Here is a 20,575-nt window from a genome sequence, read left to right as displayed (position 1 = left end):
TCAGCCCTGCTCGAACCAGTCATCGATGAAGCGCTGGTAGATTTGGGTCAGCGTCTCGAGGTCGGCCAGTGCGACGCGCTCGTCGACCATGTGCATGGTCTTGCCGACCAGGCCGAACTCGACCACCGGGCAATAGTCCTTGATGAAACGCGCATCCGAGGTTCCGCCCGAGGTGGACAGCGCCGGCTCCTTGCCGACTGTCGCCTTGATCGACCCGCGCAGCGTCTCGATCAGCTTGTCGTCGCGCGTCAGGAAGACATGGCTCGGCCGGTCGCGCCAGATCAGCTCGTAGTCGACCGGCGTCTTGCCGGTCCGGTATTTCTTGCGCTTCGCCGCCTGGTCGAGGCGGTTATGGATCTCGGCCTGCACCGTCTCGGCAGTCCATGTGTCGTTGAAGCGGATGTTGAAGGTGGCTGTCGCCTTGGCCGGAATGACATTGGTCGCCGGGTTGCCGACATCGATCGAGGTCACTTCCAGATTGGTCGGCTGAAAATCCTTCGTGCCCTTGTCGAAGACGGGCGACAGCAAGGCGTCGACCAGGCTGATCAGGCCGCGCACCGGATTGTCGGCGAGCAATGGATAGGCGACATGGCCCTGGCGGCCGTTGACCGTGACACTGCCCGACATCGAGCCACGCCGGCCGATCTTGATCATGTCGCCGAGCGTGTCCGGATTGGTCGGCTCGCCAACGATCGCGGCGTCCCATCTCTCGCCCTTGGCCGCCGCCCAGTCGAGCAGTTTTGTCGTCCCGTTGATCGCCGGCCCCTCCTCGTCGCCGGTAATCAGCAGCGAGACCGAGCCTTTCGGACCACCCTTTTTCTCGACATGGCGCGCCACGGCGGCGATGAAACAGGCGATGCCGCCCTTCATGTCGACGGCGCCGCGGCCATACATCTCGCCCTTGGCGATCTCGGCGGCGAAGGGCGGATGCGTCCACGACGCCTCGTCGCCCGCCGGCACCACGTCGGTATGGCCGGCAAACATCAGATGCGGCCCGTTGCCGGAGCGACGCGCGTAGAGGTTCTCGATGTCGGGGGTGCCGTCTTCGGAAAACACAGGGCGTTCGACGGAAAAGCCGAGCGGCTTCAGCATGCCTTCCAGGGCAGCCAGCGCGCCGCCCTCGGCGGGCGTTACGGAGGCGCAGCGTATGAGGGTCGCGAGGTTGGCGGCGGGATCGGTCGGCAGTTTCATGGGCAAAGCGATAGTCGAAAGCGAAAGGCCTGTCACGGCCAGAGATGAGGACCGGTCCTGCCGCCGACATTATGGTTTTCCTGTCGTATAGTGCAGGCCAACACGAGATAATCGCATGGCCAACGCCGAAAAGACCATCGCCATTGCCGGCGCCGGCAGCATCGGCTGCTATGTCGGCGGTTGCCTGGCGCTGGCCGGACTCAAGGTGGTGTTTTTGGCGCGGCCAGGCATCGCGACGGCCTTGCTGGGCGGTGGCCTGCGCATCACCGATGTCGATGGTCGCGACCGATCCATCCGGCCGGAGTCCGTCACCACCGATCCCGCCGCTGCCCTCGCCAGCGCCGACGTGGTGCTGGTGACGGTCAAGAACGGCGCTACCGACGAGATGGCGTCGCTTGTTGCCGGACATGCGCGCGGCGATGTCGTGGTGGTCAGCCTGCAGAACGGCGTCGGCAATGCCGACCGGTTACGCGCCGGGCTCGGTGGACGGACTGTGCTCGCCGGCATGGTGCCGTTCAATGTCGTCCAGTCGGCCATAGGCAATTTGCCGCTTCACGTGCATCGCGCCAGCGACGGCAAGGTCATGATCGAAGTTGGCGTGACCGGCCTTGCCGGCCTTCTCGATGTCGAAGGGCTTGGCGTGGAAACCCATCCCGACATGAAAGCCGTTCAGTGGGGCAAGCTGCTGATCAACCTCAACAACGCGCTTGTCGCCTTGTCCGGCCTGCCGCTGGCGAGCGAACTTGCCGACCGCCGCTGGCGGCGGATCCTGGCCGGTCAGATCGACGAGGCCCTGGCGGCGATGAAGGCGTTACATATCGCGCCGGCGCGGATCGGCGGCTTGCGTCCCGGCCTGCTGCCGAAACTGCTCCGGCTGCCGGACTGGCTGTTCCGGCTGGTCGCCCGCCGCATGCTCGCGATCGACCCGCAGGCGCGCTCGTCGATGTGGGACGACCTCCAGCGCGGTCGGCCGACCGAGATCGGTGACCTGCAGGGGGCCGTCCTGAGCCTCGCCGAAAAGGCCGGCACGCCGGCGCCTCTGCTGAAGCGGGTCACCGCGCTGGTGCGGCAGGCCGAGCGGGAAAAGCGCGGCTCACCCGGGCTGACGCCGGAAGCCGTCACTGGATAGTCTACTTGCCGCGAGCCTCGGGCCTTGGCCCGCATAGCCCGAAAACAGGCGCGTGGGCCCGCCGCGTCACAGCTTTGGTGCGCGCCTCGGAGCCGGCGCTTTGCTCGCCGGGCCTGGCGCCGGCAGGGGCTGCGCCGCCGGGTGGTTCTCGATCAGCGTGATCTTCTGCCAGATCTTGCGCGACAGGTTGGACGCCAGGTTCTCGACGTCGTTGACGCCGTCGATGACCACATCGTCATTGACCGACTGCGCAAACAGCGCCGCGATCTTGCCGGTGATCGACAGCATTTCCGAGCAATAGTCGAGGTAGCGCGCCAGGTCGGCGGCATTGGTGATGCGAGCCGGCGAATGCGCGGTCGGCCTGAAATTGGCGGACAATGCTGCCGGATCCTTGGTCAGCTGGTGCATGTCGATGACATGGATCAGCGATCTCAACCCATGCAACTGGCGAAACACCCGCTTGCGCTTGATGCGCTCCTCGGTGCGGATCAGCGCCAGCAGGCCGAGCACGGCAAGGATCATCATGTTGATCGTGGCTTCGATGCCTTGCACCGACTGCACCGCATCGTCGGCCTGCGAGATATGGATGAGCGGCAGGATGGTGCCGACGAATAGGAAGATCAGCGCGCCGGCGGCAACAGCGGCAACGATGGCGCCGCGCAGCCACCAGATCGGCGCTTCCAGCGCCTGCGCCGCCTTGGCCAGGTCGCGCGACAGCGACACCAGTTCGGCGGCGACGCCGCGCAGGCCGGCATCGGGAAAACGCTCGGCGACGCGCTCTTCCAGCCGCTCGGCGGTGTCGATGATCAGTTTCGGATCAAGCGTGCGGTAGCGCATGGCGAGATATCCGGTCGGCGCTCATGGTTCAGCCGGCGCGTTGCTGCGTTTGCCGTAGCGGTTCGGACCGGGGTCACCGCGGAAACACGCTAGAACGATGAGAAGAATGGGGCCGATGATAAGAGAGATCAACGCGTAATAAGTCGGCTTGCCGAAATCATGAAACCGCTTTGCGGTTACCGCAAAGCTCGACCATGTCGAGATCAGCAAAACGACCCAGAACACAAGTGCCCAGTTCTGGCTGGTTGCGGTGCCGGGTTCCAGTCTCGACAACTGGTAGAGCGGGAAAAACTGTGCAAGCACCAGCAGCAGCCCGGCGAGCACGTAGGCACTTGGGCTGACGCGCCCTGAGAGGCTGAAGAAAAGCCAGGGAAGTGGTGGTGTGTTGGGCAATCTGGAGCGCTCTGGTTGCTCGGACAGGATCAATCACGCAGCAGTTCGTTGATCGAGGTTTTCGACCGGGTCTTGGCATCGACGCGCTTGACGATGACGGCGCAGTAGAGGCCAGGGCCCGGCTCGTTGTTCGGAAAGGCCTTGCCCGGCATCGAGCCGGCGACGACGACCGAATTCGGCGGCACCTCGCCATAAAACACTTCGCCGGTGGCGCGGTCGACGATCTTGGTCGACTGGCCGATGAACACACCCATTCCGAGCACCGAGCCTTCGCGCACGATGCAGCCCTCGACCACTTCGGAGCGCGCGCCGATGAAGCAATTGTCCTCGATGATGGTTGGGCCGGCCTGCATCGGCTCCAGCACCCCGCCGATGCCGACGCCGCCCGAGAGGTGCACATTCTTGCCGATCTGGGCGCAGGAGCCGACCGAGGCCCAGGTGTCGACCATGGTGCCGCTGTCGACATAGGCGCCGACATTGACGAAGGACGGCATCAGCACCGCGCCCGGCGCGACATAGGCCGAGCGGCGCACGATCGAAGACGGCACGGCGCGGAAGCCTGCCTTCTCGAAATCGACCGCGCTCCAGCCGTCGAACTTCGACGCCACCTTGTCCCACCAGACCGCCTGGCCGGGGCCGCCCTTGATGATCTCCATCGGATAGAGCCGGAACGAGAGCAGCACCGCCTTCTTCAGCCATTGGTTGACATGCCATTTGCCATCGGCCTGGCGCTCGGCAACGCGCACGGTGCCACGGTCGAGCAGGTCGAGTGAGGACTGGATGGCGTCGCGCGTTTCGCCCCGGGTCGCGGTCGAAATCGTGTCGCGCTCCTCGAAGGCCTTCTCGATCGTCTTTTCGAGGCTGGCCAGATCAGGCTTCGACATGAATTCGCTCCGTTACCACGCTGTTAAGGCCGTCGGCCTTAACCTTGTTTTGAAAGTCGCGCGGACCCTATGTTAAGGCGTATTGGGGGTCAATCGCGCGTGCGCCATGGGACGGCGCAAGTGAACTGTTGGGACGGGTAGAAAGCATATGACTCCTATGGAAAAGGCGGGATGGACGCCGCTGCCGCATTCGGACGAGGATCTGGAGCGCTCGAAAAGCGTTCCCGACACGCCGCAGACGCGCGCCGAAACCTACCGGCTGGCCTGGAACGATCCCGACTTCATGACGCGCCGGGAATTGCGCGCTGTGCGCTTGCAGCTTGAGCTCTTGAAGCCCGAAATGATCCTGGCCGAGCGCGGCATCCGCTCGACGGTCATCCTGTTCGGCGGCGCGCGTATTCCCGAGCCCGGCGGCGAGGCCTGGGCCGCCAAGAACGAGACGCAGAAGAAAAACCTCGAGGAAAACAGCAAATATTACGAGGAGGCGCGCAAATTCGCCCGCCTCTGCTCACAGCAATCGGCCACGTCCTACTACCGCGAATTCGTCGTCGTCACCGGCGGCGGTCCAGGCGTCATGGAGGCGGGAAATCGCGGCGCCGACGATGTCGGCGCGCCGTCGATCGGCCTCAACATCGTCCTGCCGCACGAGCAGGCGCCGAACGCCTATGTGACCCCGGAGCTGTGCTTCAACTTCCACTATTTCGCCATCCGCAAGATGCATTTCGTCATGCGCGCCAAGGCCGTCGCGGTGTTTCCGGGCGGCTTCGGCACCATGGACGAATTCTTCGAGACGCTGACGCTGATCCAGACCGGCCGCATGGAGCGCGTGCCGGTGATCCTGTTCGGCAAGGCGTTCTGGCAGCGCGCGATCGACCTCGATTTCCTGGCCGAACAAGGCACCATCACGCCCGGCGACCAGGATATCATCGACTTTGTCGACACCGCCGACGAGGCCTGGGGGATCATCAGCCGCTTCTACAAGTTGGGGGAGTAGGGGAACCGGGAATTGAAGAACTGAAGAATTGAGGAAAAGGAGGTCCGGATCGGTCTCCCTTTCACCAGTTCTTCAATTCTTCAGCTCCTCAATTCCTCTACCCCCTCCACTATCCCCGTCAGAAACGTCGCGAGATCGTCGGTGACGAAATCGACGTCGTCCTCATTGGCCGGATCGCGTTCCCAGATCTCGGCAAAGGTCGGCTCGAAATTGCGCGGCACCACCAGCACCGTGGTCATGCCCAGTGATTTCGGCACCTCGAGGTTGCGGGCGAGATCCTCGAACATCACCGCATTGTGTCCGGTGACGGCGTGCAGTTCGGCAAACTTCTCATAGGTCTGCCGCGACGGCTTCGGCGTCAGCCCGGCGGCGACGATATCGAAAATGTCGTCGAAATGGTCGAGTATGCCGAGCTGGCGCGCGGTGCGCTCGGCGTGCCTGCGGTCGCCATTGGTGAAGATGAACTTGCGGCCGGGCAGCTGGCGGATGGCGGTGCCCAGCACCGGATCCGGCACCAGCCACGAATAGTCGATGTCGTGCACCTTTTCGAGAAAATCGTCGGGGTCGATGCCGTGGCGCGTCATCAGCCCGTTCAGCGTCGTGCCATATTCGAGATAGAGTTCCTTCTGCAGCTTGCGCGCTTCCTCGCGCGGCAGCGTGAGCAGTTCTCCGACATAGGCCGTCATCTTGACGTCGATCTGCGAAAACAGATTCGAATGGTGCGGATAAAGCGTGTTGTCGAGGTCGAACACCCAGTCGGTGACATGGGCGAAGCGGGCGGGATCGGGCAGCGTGGTCATGGCGTCCTTATGGCATGAAATATCTGCCGTTCGAACCCCTTTCTGATGTAGAGCTTATCCACAACCTATGTGCATCTAGAGTTGTAAAAATGGGCTCACCATTCAAATTTTAGCCATCACGGAAAGGTGGCCTTCAGGGCTTGCTGGCACAGAGACGGTTCAGTGGGAGCCAGCGATGAGTCGCATAGTCTTAAAGTCCGCCGCGGTCGCATTCGGCTCGGTAGCCATCTCGCTTTTGCTGACGCTGATCATCGTTCCCGCCATGGGTTTTCCGGTCGACCGCACTGTCTGGCTGACATCGACGGTGTGCCCGCTGGCGCTCGCCTGGATCGCCTGCGCCAGCACCTTCTGGCAGAGCGACCGACTGAAAAACGCGCATCGCGATCTCGCCCGCGCGCATGCCCAGCTCGCCGCCGCGCATCGGCGCCTGTCGGCGAAGGCGAGCCGCGACGACATGACCGGCATGCTCAACCGCGAGAGCTTCTTTGCCGCGTTGGACGGCTCGCGGCGCAAATCCGATCGCGGCGCGCTGCTGATCATCGACGCCGACCATTTCAAGGCGATCAACGACAGTTTCGGCCATCTGACCGGCGATGACGCACTGGTGTTGATCGCCAGCGCCATCGAGCGCGGCGTCCGCAGCGGCGACGTGCTCGGCCGCATTGGCGGTGAGGAGTTCGGCGCCTTCCTGGTCGGCGCTACGGAAGCCGAAGCCCGGCGCGTGGCCGAGCGCATCCGCCGTGAAGTCGAGCTGGTCCGCTTTCGTCCGGTCGACGAGCGCACGGTGCCGCTGACCGTCTCGATCGGCGGCATCACCTGTGCGCAAGATGCCGATGTCTCGGACCTGATGCGCGCCGCCGACCGCCGGCTCTACGAGGCCAAGCACCGCGGCCGCAATTTGTCGATCCTAGACCGGGATATTTCCGAAGCTGCCTGAGGTGTTGGTGGTGGGGCTGTTAACGGATCGCCAACATTGTTTCCACGCAACTGCGCCGTTTACCGGGTTGTAACTCGTTTATAGGCAAGGCTTGGCACGGGAATGGCATGTCTGGCCGGTACGTGTGCCGTTCAGGGAACGCCATGCGTGGATCGAAGCCCCCATCCAGAGACGTGTCATGAGTTTCTTCATCAGGAAAATATCGCGCCGCACCATCGTGCAGGCGCTGATTGCGATGCCGGCGCTACAGCTTTTTCGCAAGCAGCCTGACAGCGACCGCCCCCCGTCCGATCCCGACGAGATCGTCGTGGTCAATGGCTGGATCCTGAAGCGGAGCGACCTGGCATGATCTTCGACAGCTATGAGGCGTTTCGAGCCTCGGATTTCAAGCCCAAGGTCTGCATTCTCGGCTCCGGGCCGGCCGGCACCACCATTGCCAGAAAGCTCAGCGCCGCCGGCATTCCGGTCGTGGTGCTGGAGGCCGGCGCACGCGAATTCAGCGACGAGTCGCAGGATTTCTACCGCGGCTCCACGGTCGGCGATCAATATTTCGATCTCGACATCACCCGGCTGCGCTTCATGGGCGGGTCGTCGAACCACTGGGCCGGCTGGTGCCGCGTGCTCGACAAGCAGGACTTTGAGCCCAAGGCATGGGCGCCGGACACCGGCTGGCCAATCGCCCGGACCGACATCGAGCCCTATCTGTCCGAGGTGCACGACATACTCGAGCTTCCCGACTTCAAGCCCGATGTGCCGATTTCAGACGACATACGCTGGGTGCAGCTGATCAAGAGCCCGGCCGTGCGATTTGGCGAGAAATTCTCCGACGAGGTCGACAAGAGCAAGAACATAGCGCTCGTGCTCAACACCTATGCCACCGAACTTGCCGGGGACGGCAAACGAGTGACCGGCGCCAGGCTGTGGTCGAACGGCAAGGATGCCGGCGCCTTCAGCGCCGATTATTTCATCGTCTGCGCCGGCGGGCTGGAGAATTCGCGGCTGCTTCTATGGTCGAACCAGCGCTCGAATGGCGGCGTGGTGCCGAACGCCACGGCACTTGGCCGCTACTGGATGGAGCACCCGACCTTCGAGGGCGGCAATGCCATCCTGGCCGATTACAGGGAGTTCGAGGTTGATGCCGTCAACGAGGCGTTCTTCTCGCCGACGCTCGCCGCCATGGAGCGGCTGCAGATCATGAATTTCGGCATACGCCTGATCGAGACGCCCTATGCCGGCGTCAAGAGCCTGATTGCCGACCTCGCCTGCACCGCGCCCGAGGCCGCCGAATGGATCGCCTACCAGCTCAGCCAGAACCTGCGCTGCGCCGCCCAGCTCTACGTCGCCTGGGAACAGGCGCCGCTGGCCTCGAACCATATCGAATTGTCGAAGACCGATGTCGACCGTGCCGGCGTGCCGCGCATCGAGCTGCACTGGAAGAAGTCGCCGTTGGAGCGCCGCACCATCCTTGAGGGGCTCAAGCTGTTCGGAACGACGCTGATCGAGAAGGACCTCGGCCGCGTCCGCATCATGGACTGGCTGACCAATGGCGAGGACTACCCGACGGATGAGGAACTGGCCGGCCACCATCATATGGGCGGCACGCGCATGGGCACCGATGTCACCAAGAGCGTGGTCGACGCCAACTGCAAGGTGCACGGCATGGACAATCTCTATGTCGGCGGTTCCTCGGTATTCTGCACGTCGGGCGAATGCAACCCGACGACGACGATCACCGCACTTGCCTGCCGGCTAGGCGACCATCTGACCAAAGTAATCACGGTGTGACGAAGTCATCCCCCCGGTGTGACGAAGTCATCACCGTCTGATTGTCAAAAAAGCGAACGGCGCGACAGGATTTCTACCGGCGCTACCCATGCCTTGGTGTCGAAACCCTCGGAAATCAGCGCCAACGAGATCTCCCTCCCCCTTGTGGGGAGGATTAAGGGTGGGGATAGGTGCCGCGCAAACCCTTCAGGATTTGCTAAACCGTCGCTGGATCCAGGGTCGGCTGCCCCTTGCGGCGGGCAACGATCGCCTTGAAATCGGCGGTCCGGAACGCATCGCGCAGCACGTCGAAGGACGGCAGCACGAAATAAGCGCGCTGGAACTTGTCGATCTCGTAACCGGTGCGCATTACCGTTTCGAGGTCGAAGGGCACGTGGTGCGCGTCCGGGCTCGCGACGGCGAACTGCAATTCGGTGAACGACGACATCAGCCCGGCGCCGAAAGCTTTCAGCTTCTGGCCCTCCTCCTGTATCAGCCCGTATTCGGCGGTGTACCAGTAGAGCCGGGTGATCATCTCGTCACCGCCCAGCGCAATCACGCTCTCAGCCTTTTCGCCATACATCTGCATGAAGTCGGCAAACACCGGCTGTGTCAGGATGGGCACATGGCCGAAGAAGTCGTGGAACATGTCGGGTTCGACGATGTAGTCGAGCTCGTCCTTGGTGCGCAGCCAGTTGGTCACCGGAAAGCGCCGGTTGGCGAGATGGTCGAAGAAGGGCGCGGCCGGGATGAGGCCAGGCACGGCGACGATTTCCCAGCCGGTCAGCTTGCGCAGCCTGTCTGAGACCGCGCCGAAATCCGGGATCTTGTCGAGCAGGCCGAGTGCGGCGACGCCATCGAGATAGGAATGGTGCGCCAGCTTCTGCGTCAGCTTGGTCTGCCGGTCGCACAGCGTGCGCCACACCGCCTGTTCGTCGGCGCTGTAATCATAGCCCTGCGCCACGGTGAAATCGGAACGGCACACTGAATAGTCGCCACGCAGGCCTTGCGCCGCGCAATCACGGGCATATTCGGCAACGCTCATCGTCGTCATGGTTCTTCTCCCCTGATCGTGACACTTGAATCTGTCCGCAGAGTCTAGCGGCGGCCGGCGAGGCAATTCAGCTTTGATGATGGCTTGGGTCCATGATTTGAGGTAAAAATCACCAAGCAGAAGCTGAAAGAGAGTGAAAATGCCTCAGTTCGACGATTTCGAGATCAAGATGCTGGATGTGCTTCAGCGCGATGGACGCAAGCCCGTGTCCGAACTGGCGCAGGAGATCGGCCTGTCGACGACGCCTTGCGCCCGCCGCTTCGAGGCGCTGCAGGAGGCCGGCATCATCAAGGGCTTTGCCGCCGTGCTCAACCGCCGCGCCGTCGGCCTGATGGTCGAGGTGTTCATCCAGGTGCGGCTCACCAGCCACAGCGACGGTTCGCCCGAAACCTTCATCGCCGCCGTGCAACGCATGGACGAAGTGTCGTCATGCTGGACGATGACCGGCGACCACGATTTCCTGCTGCACGTCATGGTGCCGTCGGTCGACGAACTCAACGCCTTCGTCATGCACCGCCTGATGCGCCTTGCCGGCGTGCGCGACGTTCACACCCAGCTGGTGCTGCAGAACATCAAGGGCCCGGGCCACGTGCCGCTCGCCCACCTCAGGCGGTAGGACACGCACCGCCATTTCTGCGGAAAAGCTGCACGCAAACTGCTGAACGGAGCCCAAATGCGAAACTGAAACGCCGGCTACGCCATGCGGACCGTCGCTCAAAGGTCCGTCATGAACATCGTGCTGATCAATCCGCCGCACACCGCCATCGGCAGCCGCGTGCCCGATGACCATCTGCCACCGCTCGGCCTGCTGGCACTGGGCGGCCCGCTTATCGACGCCGGCCATAAAGTCCGGCTGGTCGATGCCGAATTCGGGCCGATGCCGTTGGAAACTCTGGTGCGCGATGCGCTCAGCGGCCAGCCCGATTGCATCCTGATCGGCCACTCCGGCTCGACCTCGGCGCATCCCACCGCGCTCGCGATCGCCCGCATGGTCAAGGCGCTCGAGCCGGCGACGCTGGTGATCTATGGCGGCGTGTTCCCGACCTATCACTGGCGCGACATATTGGCGGCGAGCGATGTCTTCGACTTCATCGTGCGCGGCGAGGGCGAGGCAACCATCCTTGCCCTGGTCGTGGCACTGGACAATCGCCGGCCGCTGGGCGATGTCGCGGGTATCGCCTATCGCGACGATCTCGGCCGCCCCTTCGCGACGCGGCCGGCCGGGACCACTGCCAATCTGGACGAGTACCGCGTCGGCTGGGAGCTGATCGATCACCGCCGCTACAGCTATTGGGGCGGCAAGCGCGCCGTGGTCATGCAGTTTTCGCGGGGCTGTCCGCATCTGTGCAACTATTGCGGCCAGCGCGGTTTCTGGACCCGCTGGCGGCACCGCGACCCCAAAAAATTTGCGCAGGAGATTGCCTGGCTGCACCGCCAGCACGGCGTCGAACTGATCAACCTCGCCGACGAAAACCCGACCGTATCGAAGAAGGTTTGGCGCGCCTTTCTCGATGCGCTGATCGCCGAGAACGTGCCGGTGCTGATCGTCGGCTCGACCCGGGCCGACGACATCGTGCGCGATGCCGACATCCTGCACCTCTATCGCAAGGCCGGCGTCATCCGCTGGCTGCTCGGCATGGAAAACACCGACCAGCAGACGCTTCAACTGATCCGCAAGGGCGGCAGCACCTCATCCGACCGCGAGGCGATCCGGCTGCTCCGCCAGCATGGCATACTGTCCATGGCGACCTGGGTGGCGGGGTTCGAGGATGAGACCTTTCGCGATCTGTGGCGCGGCTTTCGCCAGCTGCTTGCCTACGACCCCGACCAGATCCAGGCGCTCTATGTCACGCCGCACCGCTGGACGCCGTTCTTCCGCATCGCCAAGGACCGCAAGGTGATCCAGACGGATGCCCGGCTGTGGGACTACAAGCACCAGGTGCTGCAGATGACCCGGCTGAAACCGTGGATGCTGTTCTTCTCGGTCAAGCTGATCGAGGTCGCGGTGCAGTCGCGGCCGAAGGCGCTGGCGCGCATTCTCTTCCACCCCGATCCCGAACAGCGCCATTCGATGCGCTGGTACACCCAAATGGGCCGCCGCGTGTGGTTCCGCGAGGTCTGGGGTTTCCTGGCCCGCGACCGCCGCCTCAAGGATGGTCCGACGCTGGCTGAGTTCTGGGGCGCGCCGCAGGATGCCGATGAGGAATCCATGGTCGTCATGCGCCCGCCGCTCAAGCCGGCCGAAGCGGCTGTCGCGATCTCGGCCGGCACCTGACCGGCTCGCTGCCATTCATAGATACGTACCGTATGCGTATTGACATACGCGGCGTATGTACCCACCTCATGCATACGGGACGTATGTGAGTGTCCCGGACAATGGAGTGAAAATGACCAAACGTGACGCGATCTTTCCTGCCGGCAGGCAGGCTCTCTACGAGATCAATCGCTATTCTGCTGCAATCCCATCGGGCGATCTTTTGTTTGTCTCGGGCCAGGTCGGCAGCCGCGAGGACGGGTCGCCCGAACCTGTCTTCGAAAAGCAGGTCCAGCTTGCCTTCGACAATCTCGCGGCAGTGCTGAAAGCAGCGGGCGCCACGTTCGACGATATAGTCGACGTGACCACCTTCCACACCGATCCGGCAACGCAATGGCCCGTGATCGATGCCGTTCGGCTGAAGGTGTTCGGTGAACCGCCCTACACCAATTGGACGGCGGTCGGCGTCAACTGGTTAGCCGGCTTCGACTTCGAGATAAAGGTCATCGCGCGCCTGCCCCAGCCTGCCTAAGGGCTGGCCAGCCGACCAACTGGCCGCCAAGCCAGTTGCCGATCAGGGCACGATTAGCGTGCCGGCGCCGTGTTCGGTGAACAGTTCCAGAAGCACCGCATGCGGCGTCTTGCCGTTGAGGATGACGACGCCTTCGACGCCGCGCTCGATCGCCTCGATGCAGGTCTCGACTTTGGGGATCATGCCGCCCGACACCGTGCCGTCCTTGATCAGCGCCTTGGCTTCGGCCACCGTCAGCTCGTGGATCAGCTTCTTGTTCTTGTCGAGCACGCCGGGCACGTCGGTCAGGAACAAAAGGCGCGTCGCCTGGCAGGCGCCGGCGATGGCGCCGGCGAAGGTGTCGGCATTGATGTTGTAGGTATGGCCATCGCGGCCGGGCGCCACCGGCGCCAGCACCGGGATCATTTCGGAGCGCGCCAGCAGGTCGAGCAGGGTGCGGTCGACTTCGACCGGTTCGCCGACGAAACCGAGATCGAGCACACGCTCGATGTTGGAATCCGGGTCGATCATGGTCTTGCGCGCCTTTTCGGCGAACACCATGTTGCCGTCCTTGCCGCACAGGCCGATCGCCCATTCGCCCTCGGCGTTGATCAGCGCGACGATCTCCTTGTTGATCGAACCGGCCAGCACCATCTCGACGATTTCGACCGTCTTCTGATCCGTGACGCGCAGTCCGCCTTCGAACTTGGATTCGATGCCCATCTTGGCCAGCATGGCGCCGATCTGCGGCCCGCCGCCATGGACGACGATCGGGTTGACGCCGGACTGCTTCAGCAGCGCGATGTCACGGGCGAAAGCCTTGCCGAGCTCGATATCGCCCATGGCATGACCGCCATATTTCACCACCACCGTCTTGTGCTCGTAGCGCTGCATATAGGGCAGGGCCCGCGAGAGCAGGGCGGCCTGCATTTCGGCGGTGGCGGTGATCTCCGTCATCGGCATGGTTCCCTGGATGTGGGTAAGGACGGCGGCGTCTTAGCGGGAATTGGCCCAGGCCGCAAACAGCTTTGCTATCACGATGATGAAATCTGCCGGATCAGGCCGGCACCTTGAGCGGCGCCCGCCGCGTCAGCCACCCGGAAACCTTCTCCATCTGCGCAGCAAGCGACAAAAGCGTCCTGCTCGTCGCCGGGGCGGCCGACGGCCTGGATGCCGAGCGGCAGGCCGGCATCGGTGACATGGACCGGCAGCGCGATCGACGGCTGGCCGCTGACATTCTGGATCGCCGGCCAGTGGTGAACCACAGGCTCTTGTCCATCAATTGCCCAAACAAGGATCTGATCTCTAAGAGACGGGTCAAATGCAATTTGTCGAGCAGGTTTTCGATGAGCTCGTCGGCCCCCTTCGGGTCCATGGCGCCTCAGGCAAGCGGCGGATGCGCAATGATCGGGTTGCCTCGGCGCGCGCGATCGCAGCATCGACAAGGTCTGGCGGCGAGATCTCGCCTCTGTGCAACAGCTCTGCCAAGCCGGTCGCATCGTTCTCCCACAGCATCCGTTCGGCCGACATTGCTGTTCCCCTATCTGCGGGAGGCTAACGACAGCCGATTTCCTTGGCAACCGACCGGCGATTACTGGCGATCGGGCGCGGACATCGATTGCGTGGACAACAAGATTTCTGCCTTTGCAAATAAATCGTGATCGCTTAGCTTGTCCGTATGACGCCTCAGGATATCTCCACCCTGATTGTCCGGACCTCGATGAAGGATCGGACTGCGTTCGATCTGCTTTACCGGCAAACCAGTGCGAAACTTTTCGGCGTGTGCCTTCGTGTATTGAAGGATCGCGGAGATGCGGAAGAAGCGCTGCAAGAGGTCTTCGTCAAAGTGTGGACGAAGGCGGACCGTTTCGCTGTTTCCGATCTAAGCCCAATCTCCTGGCTGGTGGCCATAGCACGCAATCATGCGATTGATCGCATCCGGTCGCGACGCAAGCCCGCTGCCGATATCGATGCCGCGCTCGACGTGGCTGACCCCGGTCCGGGGCCAGAGGCTATGGTTGTTGCGGGCGGTGAATCCGAGCGCATCTATCAGTGCCTTGAAGAGTTGGAACAAGACCGGGCGCAAGCCGTTCGGGGTGCTTATTTGAACGGCGAAAGTTACGCCGAGCTCGCGGAACGTCACAAGGTTCCGCTCAACACGATGCGGACATGGCTGCGCCGCAGCCTGTTGAAACTTAGAGAATGTCTGGAAAGATGACCCTGGCAGAAGAAAATGGACCGGAACGTGGAGGCGACGACCTGCTCGCAGCCGAATACGTTCTCGGCGTGCTGCCGGCGGATGAGCGCCAGATAGCCTCCGGACGCATCGACGCGGAGACCGGCTTTGCCCGTCTCGTCGATTCCTGGGAAGTAAACCTCTCGCCGATGGCTGCCGCTTATGCTGAGGTAGAGCCGCCGGCCACCATCAAGCCGGCTATCGATCGCCGGCTGTTCTCCTCCACCGCGGCGTCGACGACGGCCCCGAGCGGCAGCCTGTGGTCCAGCCTTAGCTTCTGGCGCGGCCTCACCGCAGCGGCTCTCGCGGCCCTGGTGCTCTATGTCGCCGTGCCTTACGTCAGGTCGCCGGTCGTCGTGCCGCAGGAGCGCCTCGTCGCCTCGCTGGCTGCCGAAGGCAGCGATGTCAAATACCTTGTCGTCTACGACGCTTCCCGCCGCGATGTCGGCCTGTCGCTGGTTTCGGGCGAACGCGCCGCCGGCAAGGACTTCGAACTGTGGATGATCGAAGGCAAGAATGCGCCGGTCTCGATGGGCGTCATCCCCGCCGGCCAGGTCGCCCATATCCCGGTTACCCCGGCCGTGCAGCAGAAGCTGGCGCAAGGCGCCGTGCTTGCTGTCAGCGTCGAGCCGACGGGCGGTTCGACGACGGGACAGCCGACCGGACCGGTCGTTGCCGCGGGCGACCTGAAGGGCATCTGATAGATCGTAAAACCATGACGTGACAATGAAGACAGCGGAAGTACATCTTCCGCTGTTTTCGTTTTGGATACGCTGCTGGAGATTAGAGGTTCGATCTGGGAGATTAATTCGCCGACAAAATAAAGGAAATTTTTCCCGGCGCGCGGAAACTCAGGCAGTTCTATTTCGTATCTCCTCTGTTCCGAAAGAGGAAACAATAACCCCGAGGAGTTCGAACACTATGCGTAGAATCGCCACCCTTTTGCTCGCCGGTACCATTGCCGTCTCCGCCCTCGCCACAATCGCCTATGCCGAGAATCCGATGGTTGGCGGCGCCGCCATGTACGCCAACAAGAACATCGTCGAGAACGCCGTCAATTCGAAGGATCACACGACACTGGTCGCCGCCGTCAAGGCTGCCGGCCTGATCGAGACGCTGCAGGGCGCCGGCCCGTTCACCGTCTTCGCGCCGACCAATGAGGCCTTCGCCGCGCTTCCGGCTGGCACGGTCGAGTCGCTGCTCAAGCCCGAGAACAAGGACAAGCTCACCAAGATCCTGACCTGCCATGTCATCGGCGCCAAGGCGATGGGCGCCGATGTCGCCTCGATGGCCAAGGCCGATGGCGGCACCCACAAGGTCAAGACGGTCGGCGGCTGCGAGCTGTCGCTCAAGGCCGATGGCGGCAAGGTCACCGTAGCCGACGAGAACGGCAATGTCGCCAATGTCACGATCGCCGATGTCGAGCAGTCGAACGGCGTCATCCACGTCATCGACAAGGTCCTGCTGCCGAAGATGTAACAAAGCCCCTGCCGCCGACGAACAGGCGGTAAGCTCTCTGATTGCGCGGCTCCCCCTTCGCGGGCCGCGCAATCTTCCGAGCGCTCCACGCCGTCCGCCACAAAACGCGGAGCCGGCTTGGAGCGTTCGGTTTGCAGGGCAACCGTCACCGGCTTTTGATTTTCCAGTGGCGGCCAAATCTGGCAAAATGATCCGCAGGAGGATTTCCGTCATGCACCGTCGCGACTTGCTTTTGAGTGGCGTCGCCTTTGCGGCCGTCGCCGGCGCCTTGGCAACGCTACGCTTGGGCGGAACCCAGTCCGCCAGAGCTGCCGAAACCTTCGAGGTCACCAAGACCGACGCCGAGTGGCACGCCATCCTGTCGGATGAAGCCTTCAATGTGCTGCGCAAGGAAGGCACCGAATATCCCGGCACCAGCCCGCTGCTCAACGAGCACCGCAAGGGCATTTTCGCCTGCGCCGGCTGCGACCTGCCGGTCTATTCCTCGGAGACCAAGTTCGAATCCGGCACCGGCTGGCCGAGCTTCTGGCAGGAGATTGCCAACGCCGTCGGCAAGACCGAGGACCGTTCGCTCGGCATGACGCGTACCGAGGTCCACTGCCGCCGCTGTGGCGGCCATCTCGGCCATGTCTTCGACGATGGCCCGGCGCCGACCGGCCTGCGCCATTGCATCAACGGCGTGGCGCTCAGCTTCAAGCCGGCCACTGCCTGACCGTTCGGCGTCTTTTAGCGGGATTGGGGATTTGGCGCCGGTGTGACGACCGCCTCCTATCTCTTGAAATGGGGCGAAAACAGTCAACTTCAAGAATTGGCAGACGGCTTTTTATGCGTAGATTCCGCAGCCCTTAACGAGAGGGCCAGAACCTATGCAACGAACTGAAGCACGGGCTCGCGACGGCGAGCCCAAATCGACCGCCAAATCGACCGACGGTGTTGATGCGGACCGGCCGCGAATATCCCATTCCGTGGTGATCGCCGGCGGCGGCCCGACCGGGTTGATGCTGGCCGGCGAGCTTTCCCTGGCCGGCATCGATGTCGCCATCGTCGAGCGGCGCGAGAACCAGGACCTCGCCGGCGCGCGCTCGGGCGGCCTGCATTCGCGCACCATCGAGATCTTCGACCAGCGCGGCATTGCCGATCGGTTCCTGTCGCAAGGCCAGACCGCACAGGTCGCAGGCTTCGTCGGCGTTTCGCTTGATATCAGCGACTTCCCCACCCGCCACAATTACGGGCTGGCGCTGTGGCAAAAGCACATAGAGCGCATCCTTGCTGACTGGGTCGAGGAGCTTGGCGTCACGTTCTACCGTGGCCGCGAGGTGACAGGCTTGGTGCAGGATGGCGGCGGCGTCGATGTCGCGCTGAGCGATGGCGGGTCGCTTCGTGCCGATTATCTCGTCGGCTGCGACGGCGGCAGAAGCCTCGTGCGCAAGGCGGCGGGCATCGAGTTCCCCGGTTCCGAGCCGACAACCAGCAATTTGATCGCCGAGATCGAGGTAACGGAAGAGCCGCAATGGGGTATCCACCGCGATGCCATCGGAATTCACGGCCTCAGCAGACTGGAAGACGGTACGGTGCGGGTGCTGGTGACCGAACGCGAGGTCGGGGCCGGCGGCGTGCCCACATTGCATGAGCTCAGCGAGGCGCTCATTGCCGTCTACGGCACCGATTACGGCGTCCACAATCCAACATCGCTGGCCCGCTTCACCGACATGACCCGGCAGGCAGCCTCATACCGCAAGGGGCGGGTGCTGCTGGCAGGCGACGCCGCGCACGTGCATCCACCGGACGGTGGACAGGGGCTGCAGACCGGCGTGCAGGACGCGGTCAATCTGGGCTGGAAGCTCGCCCAAGTGGTCAGGAAAACTGCGCCCGAAAGCCTGCTCGACAGCTACCAGGCAGAGCGCCACCCGATTGCCGCGCGTGTGATGAAAAACACCATGGCGTCGGTCGTGCTCCGTCGCGAAGACGAGCGCACCAAGGCGCTGCGCGATACAGTGTCGGAACTTCTCGGCATGGAAGAGCCGCGCAAGCGTTTTGCCGGCATGTTGTCCGGCCTGGACATCCACTACGATCTTGGCGAGGGGCATCCGCTGCTGGGGCGTCGCATGCCGGATCTCGACCTCGTCACCGCTGCCGGTCCGCTGCCGGTTTTCGCCCTGCTGCACGACGCTCGGCCGCTGCTGCTTAATCTTGGTGAGCCCGGCGCTTTTGGTATCGGCCAGTGGGTGGAGCGGATTCAGCTGGTCGACGCCAGCTACGATGGCGCATGGGAGCTTCCGGTGCTGGGGGCAGTCGAAGCCCCACGCGCAGTGCTGGTCCGGCCTGACGGTTATGTGGCCTGGGTCGGCGGCCCTGAAGCAGCCGGGCTAACCGACTCGCTGACCAAATGGTTTGGGCCGCCTCGACCAAGGAGCTTGACAACGATCGATGCTTAAGCGTGACCCCGGAAATCGGGGGTGATTTCCGGGGTCACACATGAGGGCGCCAGGCGGGGGATCCGGCGCGCTCAATGGCCTCCGCCACCGCTGCCCGCGGGCGGCGCCGGCTTGGCGATGACCAGGGTGAAGACCGCCATGGTCGCGAACAGCACGGTCAGCATGGTGAACACGTCCATGAACGACAGCAGCGACGCCTGCTGCTGGACCATGCCCGACAGTTTGGAGATCGCCGCCTTGGTGGCGTCGAGGCCGGGAGTCTGCTGGAAGTCGAGCGTCATGTTCTGCAGCTTGGTCTGCGCCGCCGCACTGCCCCATTCCACATGCTCGGCCAGCCTGGCGTAGTGGAAGGCGCTGCGATCGATCAGCACGGTGTTGATGACGGCAAGGCCGACCGCACCGCCGAGGTTGCGGGTCAGGTTGAACAGGCCCGACGCGTTCTTCAGCCGGTCCGGCGGCAAGGTGCCGAGCGCAATGTTGTTGATCGGCACCATGCACAGCATCATCGAGCTGCCGCGCAGGATCTGCGGGATCAGCAATTCCCAGAAATCCCAGTCGGCGGTCAGATGCGTCATCCACCATGTGCCGGCAGCGAAACCGAACAGCCCGATCATCATCATGATGCGCAAATCCATCTTGCTCGACAGGATGCCGGAAATCGGCGCAGTGACGAACATCGCCAGGCCGCTGACGAACAGGGCTTCGCCGATCATCAAGGAATCGTAGCCGCGGATGCGTCCGAGGAACACCGGGTAGAGATAGGTCAGACCGTACAGGCCGATGCCGATAACGAAGGAGAACAGCGAACCGAAGGCGAAATTGACGTTGGTGAAGGCCCTGAGATCGACGATCGGCTCCTCGGCGGTGAAGGCACGCCAGAAGAACAGCGCCGCACCGACAACCATGATGATGGCGCACATGAACACGGCCTGTTCCTGCAGCCAGTCATGGTTCGGACCTTCCTCGAGCACATATTCCATGCAGCCGAGAAACGCCGCCATGCCGGCAAGGCCCCACCAGTCGAACTTGCTGAACAGGCCGAGATTGGGCTTGTCGAAATCGATCAGGGTCCAGGTCGTGACCGTCACCAGAATGCCTGGAATGACATTGATGAGGAACAGCCAGTGCCACGACATGGCATGGCTGATATAGCCGCCGACGGTCGGGCCGATGGTCGGCGCCAGCGTCGCCACCAGGCCGATCATCGGCGACACCATGGCGCGGCGCGACGGGGGGAAGATGGTGAAGGCGGCGGCGAAAACGCTCGGGATCATGCCGCCGCCGATAAAGCCCTGGATGGCTCGGTAGACGATCATCTGGTCGATGTTGGTGGCGGTCGCGGCCAGCGCGCTGGCCGCCGTGAAGCCGGCCGCGGCGCCTGCAAACAGCACGCGCGTCGACAGCATCCGGCTGAGGAAGCCCGACAGCGGGATCATCACCACTTCGGCGATCAGATAGGCGGTCTGCACCCATGGGATTTCATCGGAACTGGCGCTGAGGCCGGCCTGGATCTCGGCCAGCGAGGCTGAGACGATCTGGATGTCGAGGATCGCCATGAACATGCCGAACACCATCGCCAGGAAGGCGATGAGGCGGCGCGTCGAGATGGTCGTCGGTACCGCCGGCATGGCAGGGGCCGCTCCTGCTGTTATGGTTGCGGTTGCCATGGCGTTATCC

At 63.2% G+C, this 20,575-nt stretch carries 23 protein-coding genes; 14 read left to right on the top strand and 9 right to left on the bottom strand.

Annotation, left to right across the window (positions count from 1 at the left end; translation table 11 throughout):
- The gene (dapE, locus tag NKJ88_RS04285; RefSeq protein WP_023696037.1) at positions 1 to 1,191 is read right to left on the bottom strand and encodes a succinyl-diaminopimelate desuccinylase; all 1,191 of its coding nucleotides are present in this window, start codon (positions 1,189 to 1,191) and stop codon (positions 1 to 3) included.
- A gap of 115 nt (positions 1,192 to 1,306) precedes the next feature.
- Here dapE and NKJ88_RS04280 point away from each other — a divergent pair, with 115 nt between their 5' ends.
- Positions 1,307 to 2,320, top strand: coding sequence for a 2-dehydropantoate 2-reductase (locus NKJ88_RS04280; protein WP_352443605.1), 1,014 nt, complete (start codon positions 1,307 to 1,309; stop codon positions 2,318 to 2,320).
- Between the two features lie 66 nt (positions 2,321 to 2,386).
- On the opposite strand, the gene NKJ88_RS04275 is transcribed toward NKJ88_RS04280, so the two are convergent.
- From NKJ88_RS04275 to dapD, 3 genes are read right to left on the bottom strand one after another with little or no spacing between them, the layout of a single operon-like run.
- Positions 2,387 to 3,157, bottom strand: coding sequence for a hypothetical protein (locus tag NKJ88_RS04275; RefSeq protein ID WP_023752346.1), 771 nt, complete (start codon positions 3,155 to 3,157; stop codon positions 2,387 to 2,389).
- A 21-nt stretch (positions 3,158 to 3,178) separates the two neighbouring features.
- Positions 3,179 to 3,583 carry a DUF805 domain-containing protein gene (locus NKJ88_RS04270; protein WP_081725464.1) on the bottom strand — a complete coding sequence of 135 codons (405 nt, stop codon included), beginning with the start codon at positions 3,581 to 3,583 and terminating at the stop codon, positions 3,179 to 3,181.
- Positions 3,580 to 4,434, bottom strand: a complete 855-nt coding sequence (gene dapD, locus NKJ88_RS04265; RefSeq protein WP_023673222.1) for a 2,3,4,5-tetrahydropyridine-2,6-dicarboxylate N-succinyltransferase — start codon at positions 4,432 to 4,434, stop codon at positions 3,580 to 3,582. Before dapD ends, NKJ88_RS04270 begins: the two co-directional genes overlap by 4 nt.
- 148 nt (positions 4,435 to 4,582) lie before the next feature.
- Between dapD and NKJ88_RS04260 the strand changes: the two genes are divergently transcribed.
- Positions 4,583 to 5,428 (top strand): LOG family protein, encoded by an 846-nt coding sequence (locus NKJ88_RS04260; RefSeq protein ID WP_023681343.1) that lies wholly within the window; start codon positions 4,583 to 4,585, stop codon positions 5,426 to 5,428.
- 80 nt (positions 5,429 to 5,508) lie between these two features.
- Here NKJ88_RS04260 and NKJ88_RS04255 read toward each other — a convergent pair whose 3' ends face one another.
- Complete coding sequence (locus NKJ88_RS04255; protein ID WP_023687469.1) at positions 5,509 to 6,228, bottom strand: pyrimidine 5'-nucleotidase; 720 nt, start codon at positions 6,226 to 6,228, stop codon at positions 5,509 to 5,511.
- 175 nt (positions 6,229 to 6,403) lie between these two features.
- On the opposite strand from NKJ88_RS04255, the gene NKJ88_RS04250 reads away from it, so the two are divergent.
- The 3 genes from NKJ88_RS04250 to NKJ88_RS04240 all read left to right on the top strand — a co-directional run bounded on the left by NKJ88_RS04250 (position 6,404) and on the right by NKJ88_RS04240 (position 8,950).
- Entirely contained in the window at positions 6,404 to 7,165 is a 762-nt protein-coding gene (locus NKJ88_RS04250) for a GGDEF domain-containing protein (RefSeq protein WP_023681345.1), read from the top strand.
- 178 nt (positions 7,166 to 7,343) lie between these two features.
- Positions 7,344 to 7,514 carry a hypothetical protein gene (locus tag NKJ88_RS04245; RefSeq protein WP_023687468.1) on the top strand — a complete coding sequence of 57 codons (171 nt, stop codon included), beginning with the start codon at positions 7,344 to 7,346 and terminating at the stop codon, positions 7,512 to 7,514.
- Positions 7,511 to 8,950 (top strand): GMC oxidoreductase, encoded by a 1,440-nt coding sequence (locus NKJ88_RS04240; protein ID WP_352443604.1) that lies wholly within the window; start codon positions 7,511 to 7,513, stop codon positions 8,948 to 8,950. Before NKJ88_RS04245 ends, NKJ88_RS04240 begins: the two co-directional genes overlap by 4 nt.
- Before the next feature lie 196 nt (positions 8,951 to 9,146).
- Here the strand turns inward: NKJ88_RS04240 and phhA are convergent, their stop codons facing one another.
- On the bottom strand, positions 9,147 to 9,983 hold the full coding sequence (phhA, locus tag NKJ88_RS04235) for a phenylalanine 4-monooxygenase (protein WP_023687466.1): 837 nt from the start codon (positions 9,981 to 9,983) through the stop codon (positions 9,147 to 9,149).
- A gap of 139 nt (positions 9,984 to 10,122) precedes the next feature.
- On the opposite strand from phhA, the gene NKJ88_RS04230 reads away from it, so the two are divergent.
- The 3 genes from NKJ88_RS04230 (at position 10,123) to NKJ88_RS04220 (ending at position 12,769) form a co-directional block, all read left to right on the top strand.
- Positions 10,123 to 10,599, top strand: a complete 477-nt coding sequence (locus tag NKJ88_RS04230; RefSeq protein WP_023687465.1) for an Lrp/AsnC family transcriptional regulator — start codon at positions 10,123 to 10,125, stop codon at positions 10,597 to 10,599.
- 111 nt (positions 10,600 to 10,710) lie between these two features.
- A complete protein-coding gene (bchE, locus tag NKJ88_RS04225) occupies positions 10,711 to 12,258 on the top strand; it encodes a magnesium-protoporphyrin IX monomethyl ester anaerobic oxidative cyclase (protein WP_023703792.1) in 1,548 nt (515 codons plus the stop codon).
- 112 nt (positions 12,259 to 12,370) lie between these two features.
- Positions 12,371 to 12,769, top strand: a complete 399-nt coding sequence (locus NKJ88_RS04220) for a RidA family protein (protein WP_352443603.1) — start codon at positions 12,371 to 12,373, stop codon at positions 12,767 to 12,769.
- A 42-nt stretch (positions 12,770 to 12,811) separates the two neighbouring features.
- Here NKJ88_RS04220 and argB read toward each other — a convergent pair whose 3' ends face one another.
- Complete coding sequence (gene argB, locus NKJ88_RS04215; RefSeq protein ID WP_352443602.1) at positions 12,812 to 13,705, bottom strand: acetylglutamate kinase; 894 nt, start codon at positions 13,703 to 13,705, stop codon at positions 12,812 to 12,814.
- Between the two features lie 77 nt (positions 13,706 to 13,782).
- Entirely contained in the window at positions 13,783 to 14,013 is a 231-nt protein-coding gene (locus tag NKJ88_RS04210; protein WP_023696030.1) for an amidase family protein, read from the bottom strand.
- Between the two features lie 56 nt (positions 14,014 to 14,069).
- On the opposite strand from NKJ88_RS04210, the gene NKJ88_RS04205 reads away from it, so the two are divergent.
- From NKJ88_RS04205 to NKJ88_RS04180, 6 genes are all read left to right on the top strand, one after another.
- A complete protein-coding gene (locus NKJ88_RS04205; protein WP_023696029.1) occupies positions 14,070 to 14,306 on the top strand; it encodes a hypothetical protein in 237 nt (78 codons plus the stop codon).
- A 120-nt stretch (positions 14,307 to 14,426) separates the two neighbouring features.
- Entirely contained in the window at positions 14,427 to 14,966 is a 540-nt protein-coding gene (locus tag NKJ88_RS04200) for a sigma-70 family RNA polymerase sigma factor (RefSeq protein ID WP_023673234.1), read from the top strand.
- Positions 14,963 to 15,685: an anti-sigma factor gene (locus NKJ88_RS04195; RefSeq protein WP_023736962.1), complete on the top strand. Its 723-nt coding sequence runs from the start codon at positions 14,963 to 14,965 to the stop codon at positions 15,683 to 15,685. Before NKJ88_RS04200 ends, NKJ88_RS04195 begins: the two co-directional genes overlap by 4 nt.
- Positions 15,686 to 15,905: 220 nt before the next feature.
- Positions 15,906 to 16,463 carry a fasciclin domain-containing protein gene (locus NKJ88_RS04190; protein ID WP_023752344.1) on the top strand — a complete coding sequence of 186 codons (558 nt, stop codon included), beginning with the start codon at positions 15,906 to 15,908 and terminating at the stop codon, positions 16,461 to 16,463.
- 211 nt (positions 16,464 to 16,674) lie between these two features.
- A complete protein-coding gene (gene msrB / locus NKJ88_RS04185) occupies positions 16,675 to 17,175 on the top strand; it encodes a peptide-methionine (R)-S-oxide reductase MsrB (protein WP_023824004.1) in 501 nt (166 codons plus the stop codon).
- Positions 17,176 to 17,329: 154 nt separating this feature from the next.
- Positions 17,330 to 18,898 (top strand): FAD-dependent monooxygenase, encoded by a 1,569-nt coding sequence (locus NKJ88_RS04180; RefSeq protein WP_032886001.1) that lies wholly within the window; start codon positions 17,330 to 17,332, stop codon positions 18,896 to 18,898.
- 71 nt (positions 18,899 to 18,969) lie between these two features.
- On the opposite strand, the gene NKJ88_RS04175 is transcribed toward NKJ88_RS04180, so the two are convergent.
- Positions 18,970 to 20,565 (bottom strand): DHA2 family efflux MFS transporter permease subunit, encoded by a 1,596-nt coding sequence (locus tag NKJ88_RS04175; protein ID WP_023710411.1) that lies wholly within the window; start codon positions 20,563 to 20,565, stop codon positions 18,970 to 18,972.
- Positions 20,566 to 20,575 lie beyond the last annotated feature (10 nt).

This window comes from Mesorhizobium sp. M0016, assembly GCF_040324035.1.
In the GTDB taxonomy this organism is placed as follows: Bacteria; Pseudomonadota; Alphaproteobacteria; order Rhizobiales; family Rhizobiaceae; genus Mesorhizobium.
The sequence above is the reverse complement of the archived record's forward strand: the minus strand, read 5'-3'. Positions and strand labels throughout refer to the sequence as shown.

Bases quoted from the DNA above. Each gene is read 5' to 3' on its own strand.
- dapE (WP_023696037.1), bottom strand. From the start codon at position 1,191: ATGAAACTGCCGACCGATCCCGCCGCCAACCTCGCGACCCTCATACGC.
- NKJ88_RS04280 (WP_352443605.1), top strand. From the start codon at position 1,307: ATGGCCAACGCCGAAAAGACCATCGCCATTGCCGGCGCCGGCAGCATC.
- NKJ88_RS04275 (WP_023752346.1), bottom strand. From the start codon at position 3,157: ATGCGCTACCGCACGCTTGATCCGAAACTGATCATCGACACCGCCGAG.
- dapD (WP_023673222.1), bottom strand. From the start codon at position 4,434: ATGTCGAAGCCTGATCTGGCCAGCCTCGAAAAGACGATCGAGAAGGCC.
- NKJ88_RS04260 (WP_023681343.1), top strand. From the start codon at position 4,583: ATGACTCCTATGGAAAAGGCGGGATGGACGCCGCTGCCGCATTCGGAC.
- NKJ88_RS04255 (WP_023687469.1), bottom strand. From the start codon at position 6,228: ATGACCACGCTGCCCGATCCCGCCCGCTTCGCCCATGTCACCGACTGG.
- NKJ88_RS04250 (WP_023681345.1), top strand. From the start codon at position 6,404: ATGAGTCGCATAGTCTTAAAGTCCGCCGCGGTCGCATTCGGCTCGGTA.
- NKJ88_RS04245 (WP_023687468.1), top strand. From the start codon at position 7,344: ATGAGTTTCTTCATCAGGAAAATATCGCGCCGCACCATCGTGCAGGCG.
- NKJ88_RS04240 (WP_352443604.1), top strand. From the start codon at position 7,511: ATGATCTTCGACAGCTATGAGGCGTTTCGAGCCTCGGATTTCAAGCCC.
- phhA (WP_023687466.1), bottom strand. From the start codon at position 9,983: ATGACGACGATGAGCGTTGCCGAATATGCCCGTGATTGCGCGGCGCAA.
- NKJ88_RS04230 (WP_023687465.1), top strand. From the start codon at position 10,123: ATGCCTCAGTTCGACGATTTCGAGATCAAGATGCTGGATGTGCTTCAG.
- bchE (WP_023703792.1), top strand. From the start codon at position 10,711: ATGAACATCGTGCTGATCAATCCGCCGCACACCGCCATCGGCAGCCGC.
- NKJ88_RS04220 (WP_352443603.1), top strand. From the start codon at position 12,371: ATGACCAAACGTGACGCGATCTTTCCTGCCGGCAGGCAGGCTCTCTAC.
- argB (WP_352443602.1), bottom strand. From the start codon at position 13,705: ATGACGGAGATCACCGCCACCGCCGAAATGCAGGCCGCCCTGCTCTCG.
- NKJ88_RS04205 (WP_023696029.1), top strand. From the start codon at position 14,070: ATGCAATTTGTCGAGCAGGTTTTCGATGAGCTCGTCGGCCCCCTTCGG.
- NKJ88_RS04200 (WP_023673234.1), top strand. From the start codon at position 14,427: ATGACGCCTCAGGATATCTCCACCCTGATTGTCCGGACCTCGATGAAG.
- NKJ88_RS04195 (WP_023736962.1), top strand. From the start codon at position 14,963: ATGACCCTGGCAGAAGAAAATGGACCGGAACGTGGAGGCGACGACCTG.
- NKJ88_RS04190 (WP_023752344.1), top strand. From the start codon at position 15,906: ATGCGTAGAATCGCCACCCTTTTGCTCGCCGGTACCATTGCCGTCTCC.
- msrB (WP_023824004.1), top strand. From the start codon at position 16,675: ATGCACCGTCGCGACTTGCTTTTGAGTGGCGTCGCCTTTGCGGCCGTC.
- NKJ88_RS04180 (WP_032886001.1), top strand. From the start codon at position 17,330: ATGCAACGAACTGAAGCACGGGCTCGCGACGGCGAGCCCAAATCGACC.
- NKJ88_RS04175 (WP_023710411.1), bottom strand. From the start codon at position 20,565: ATGGCAACCGCAACCATAACAGCAGGAGCGGCCCCTGCCATGCCGGCG.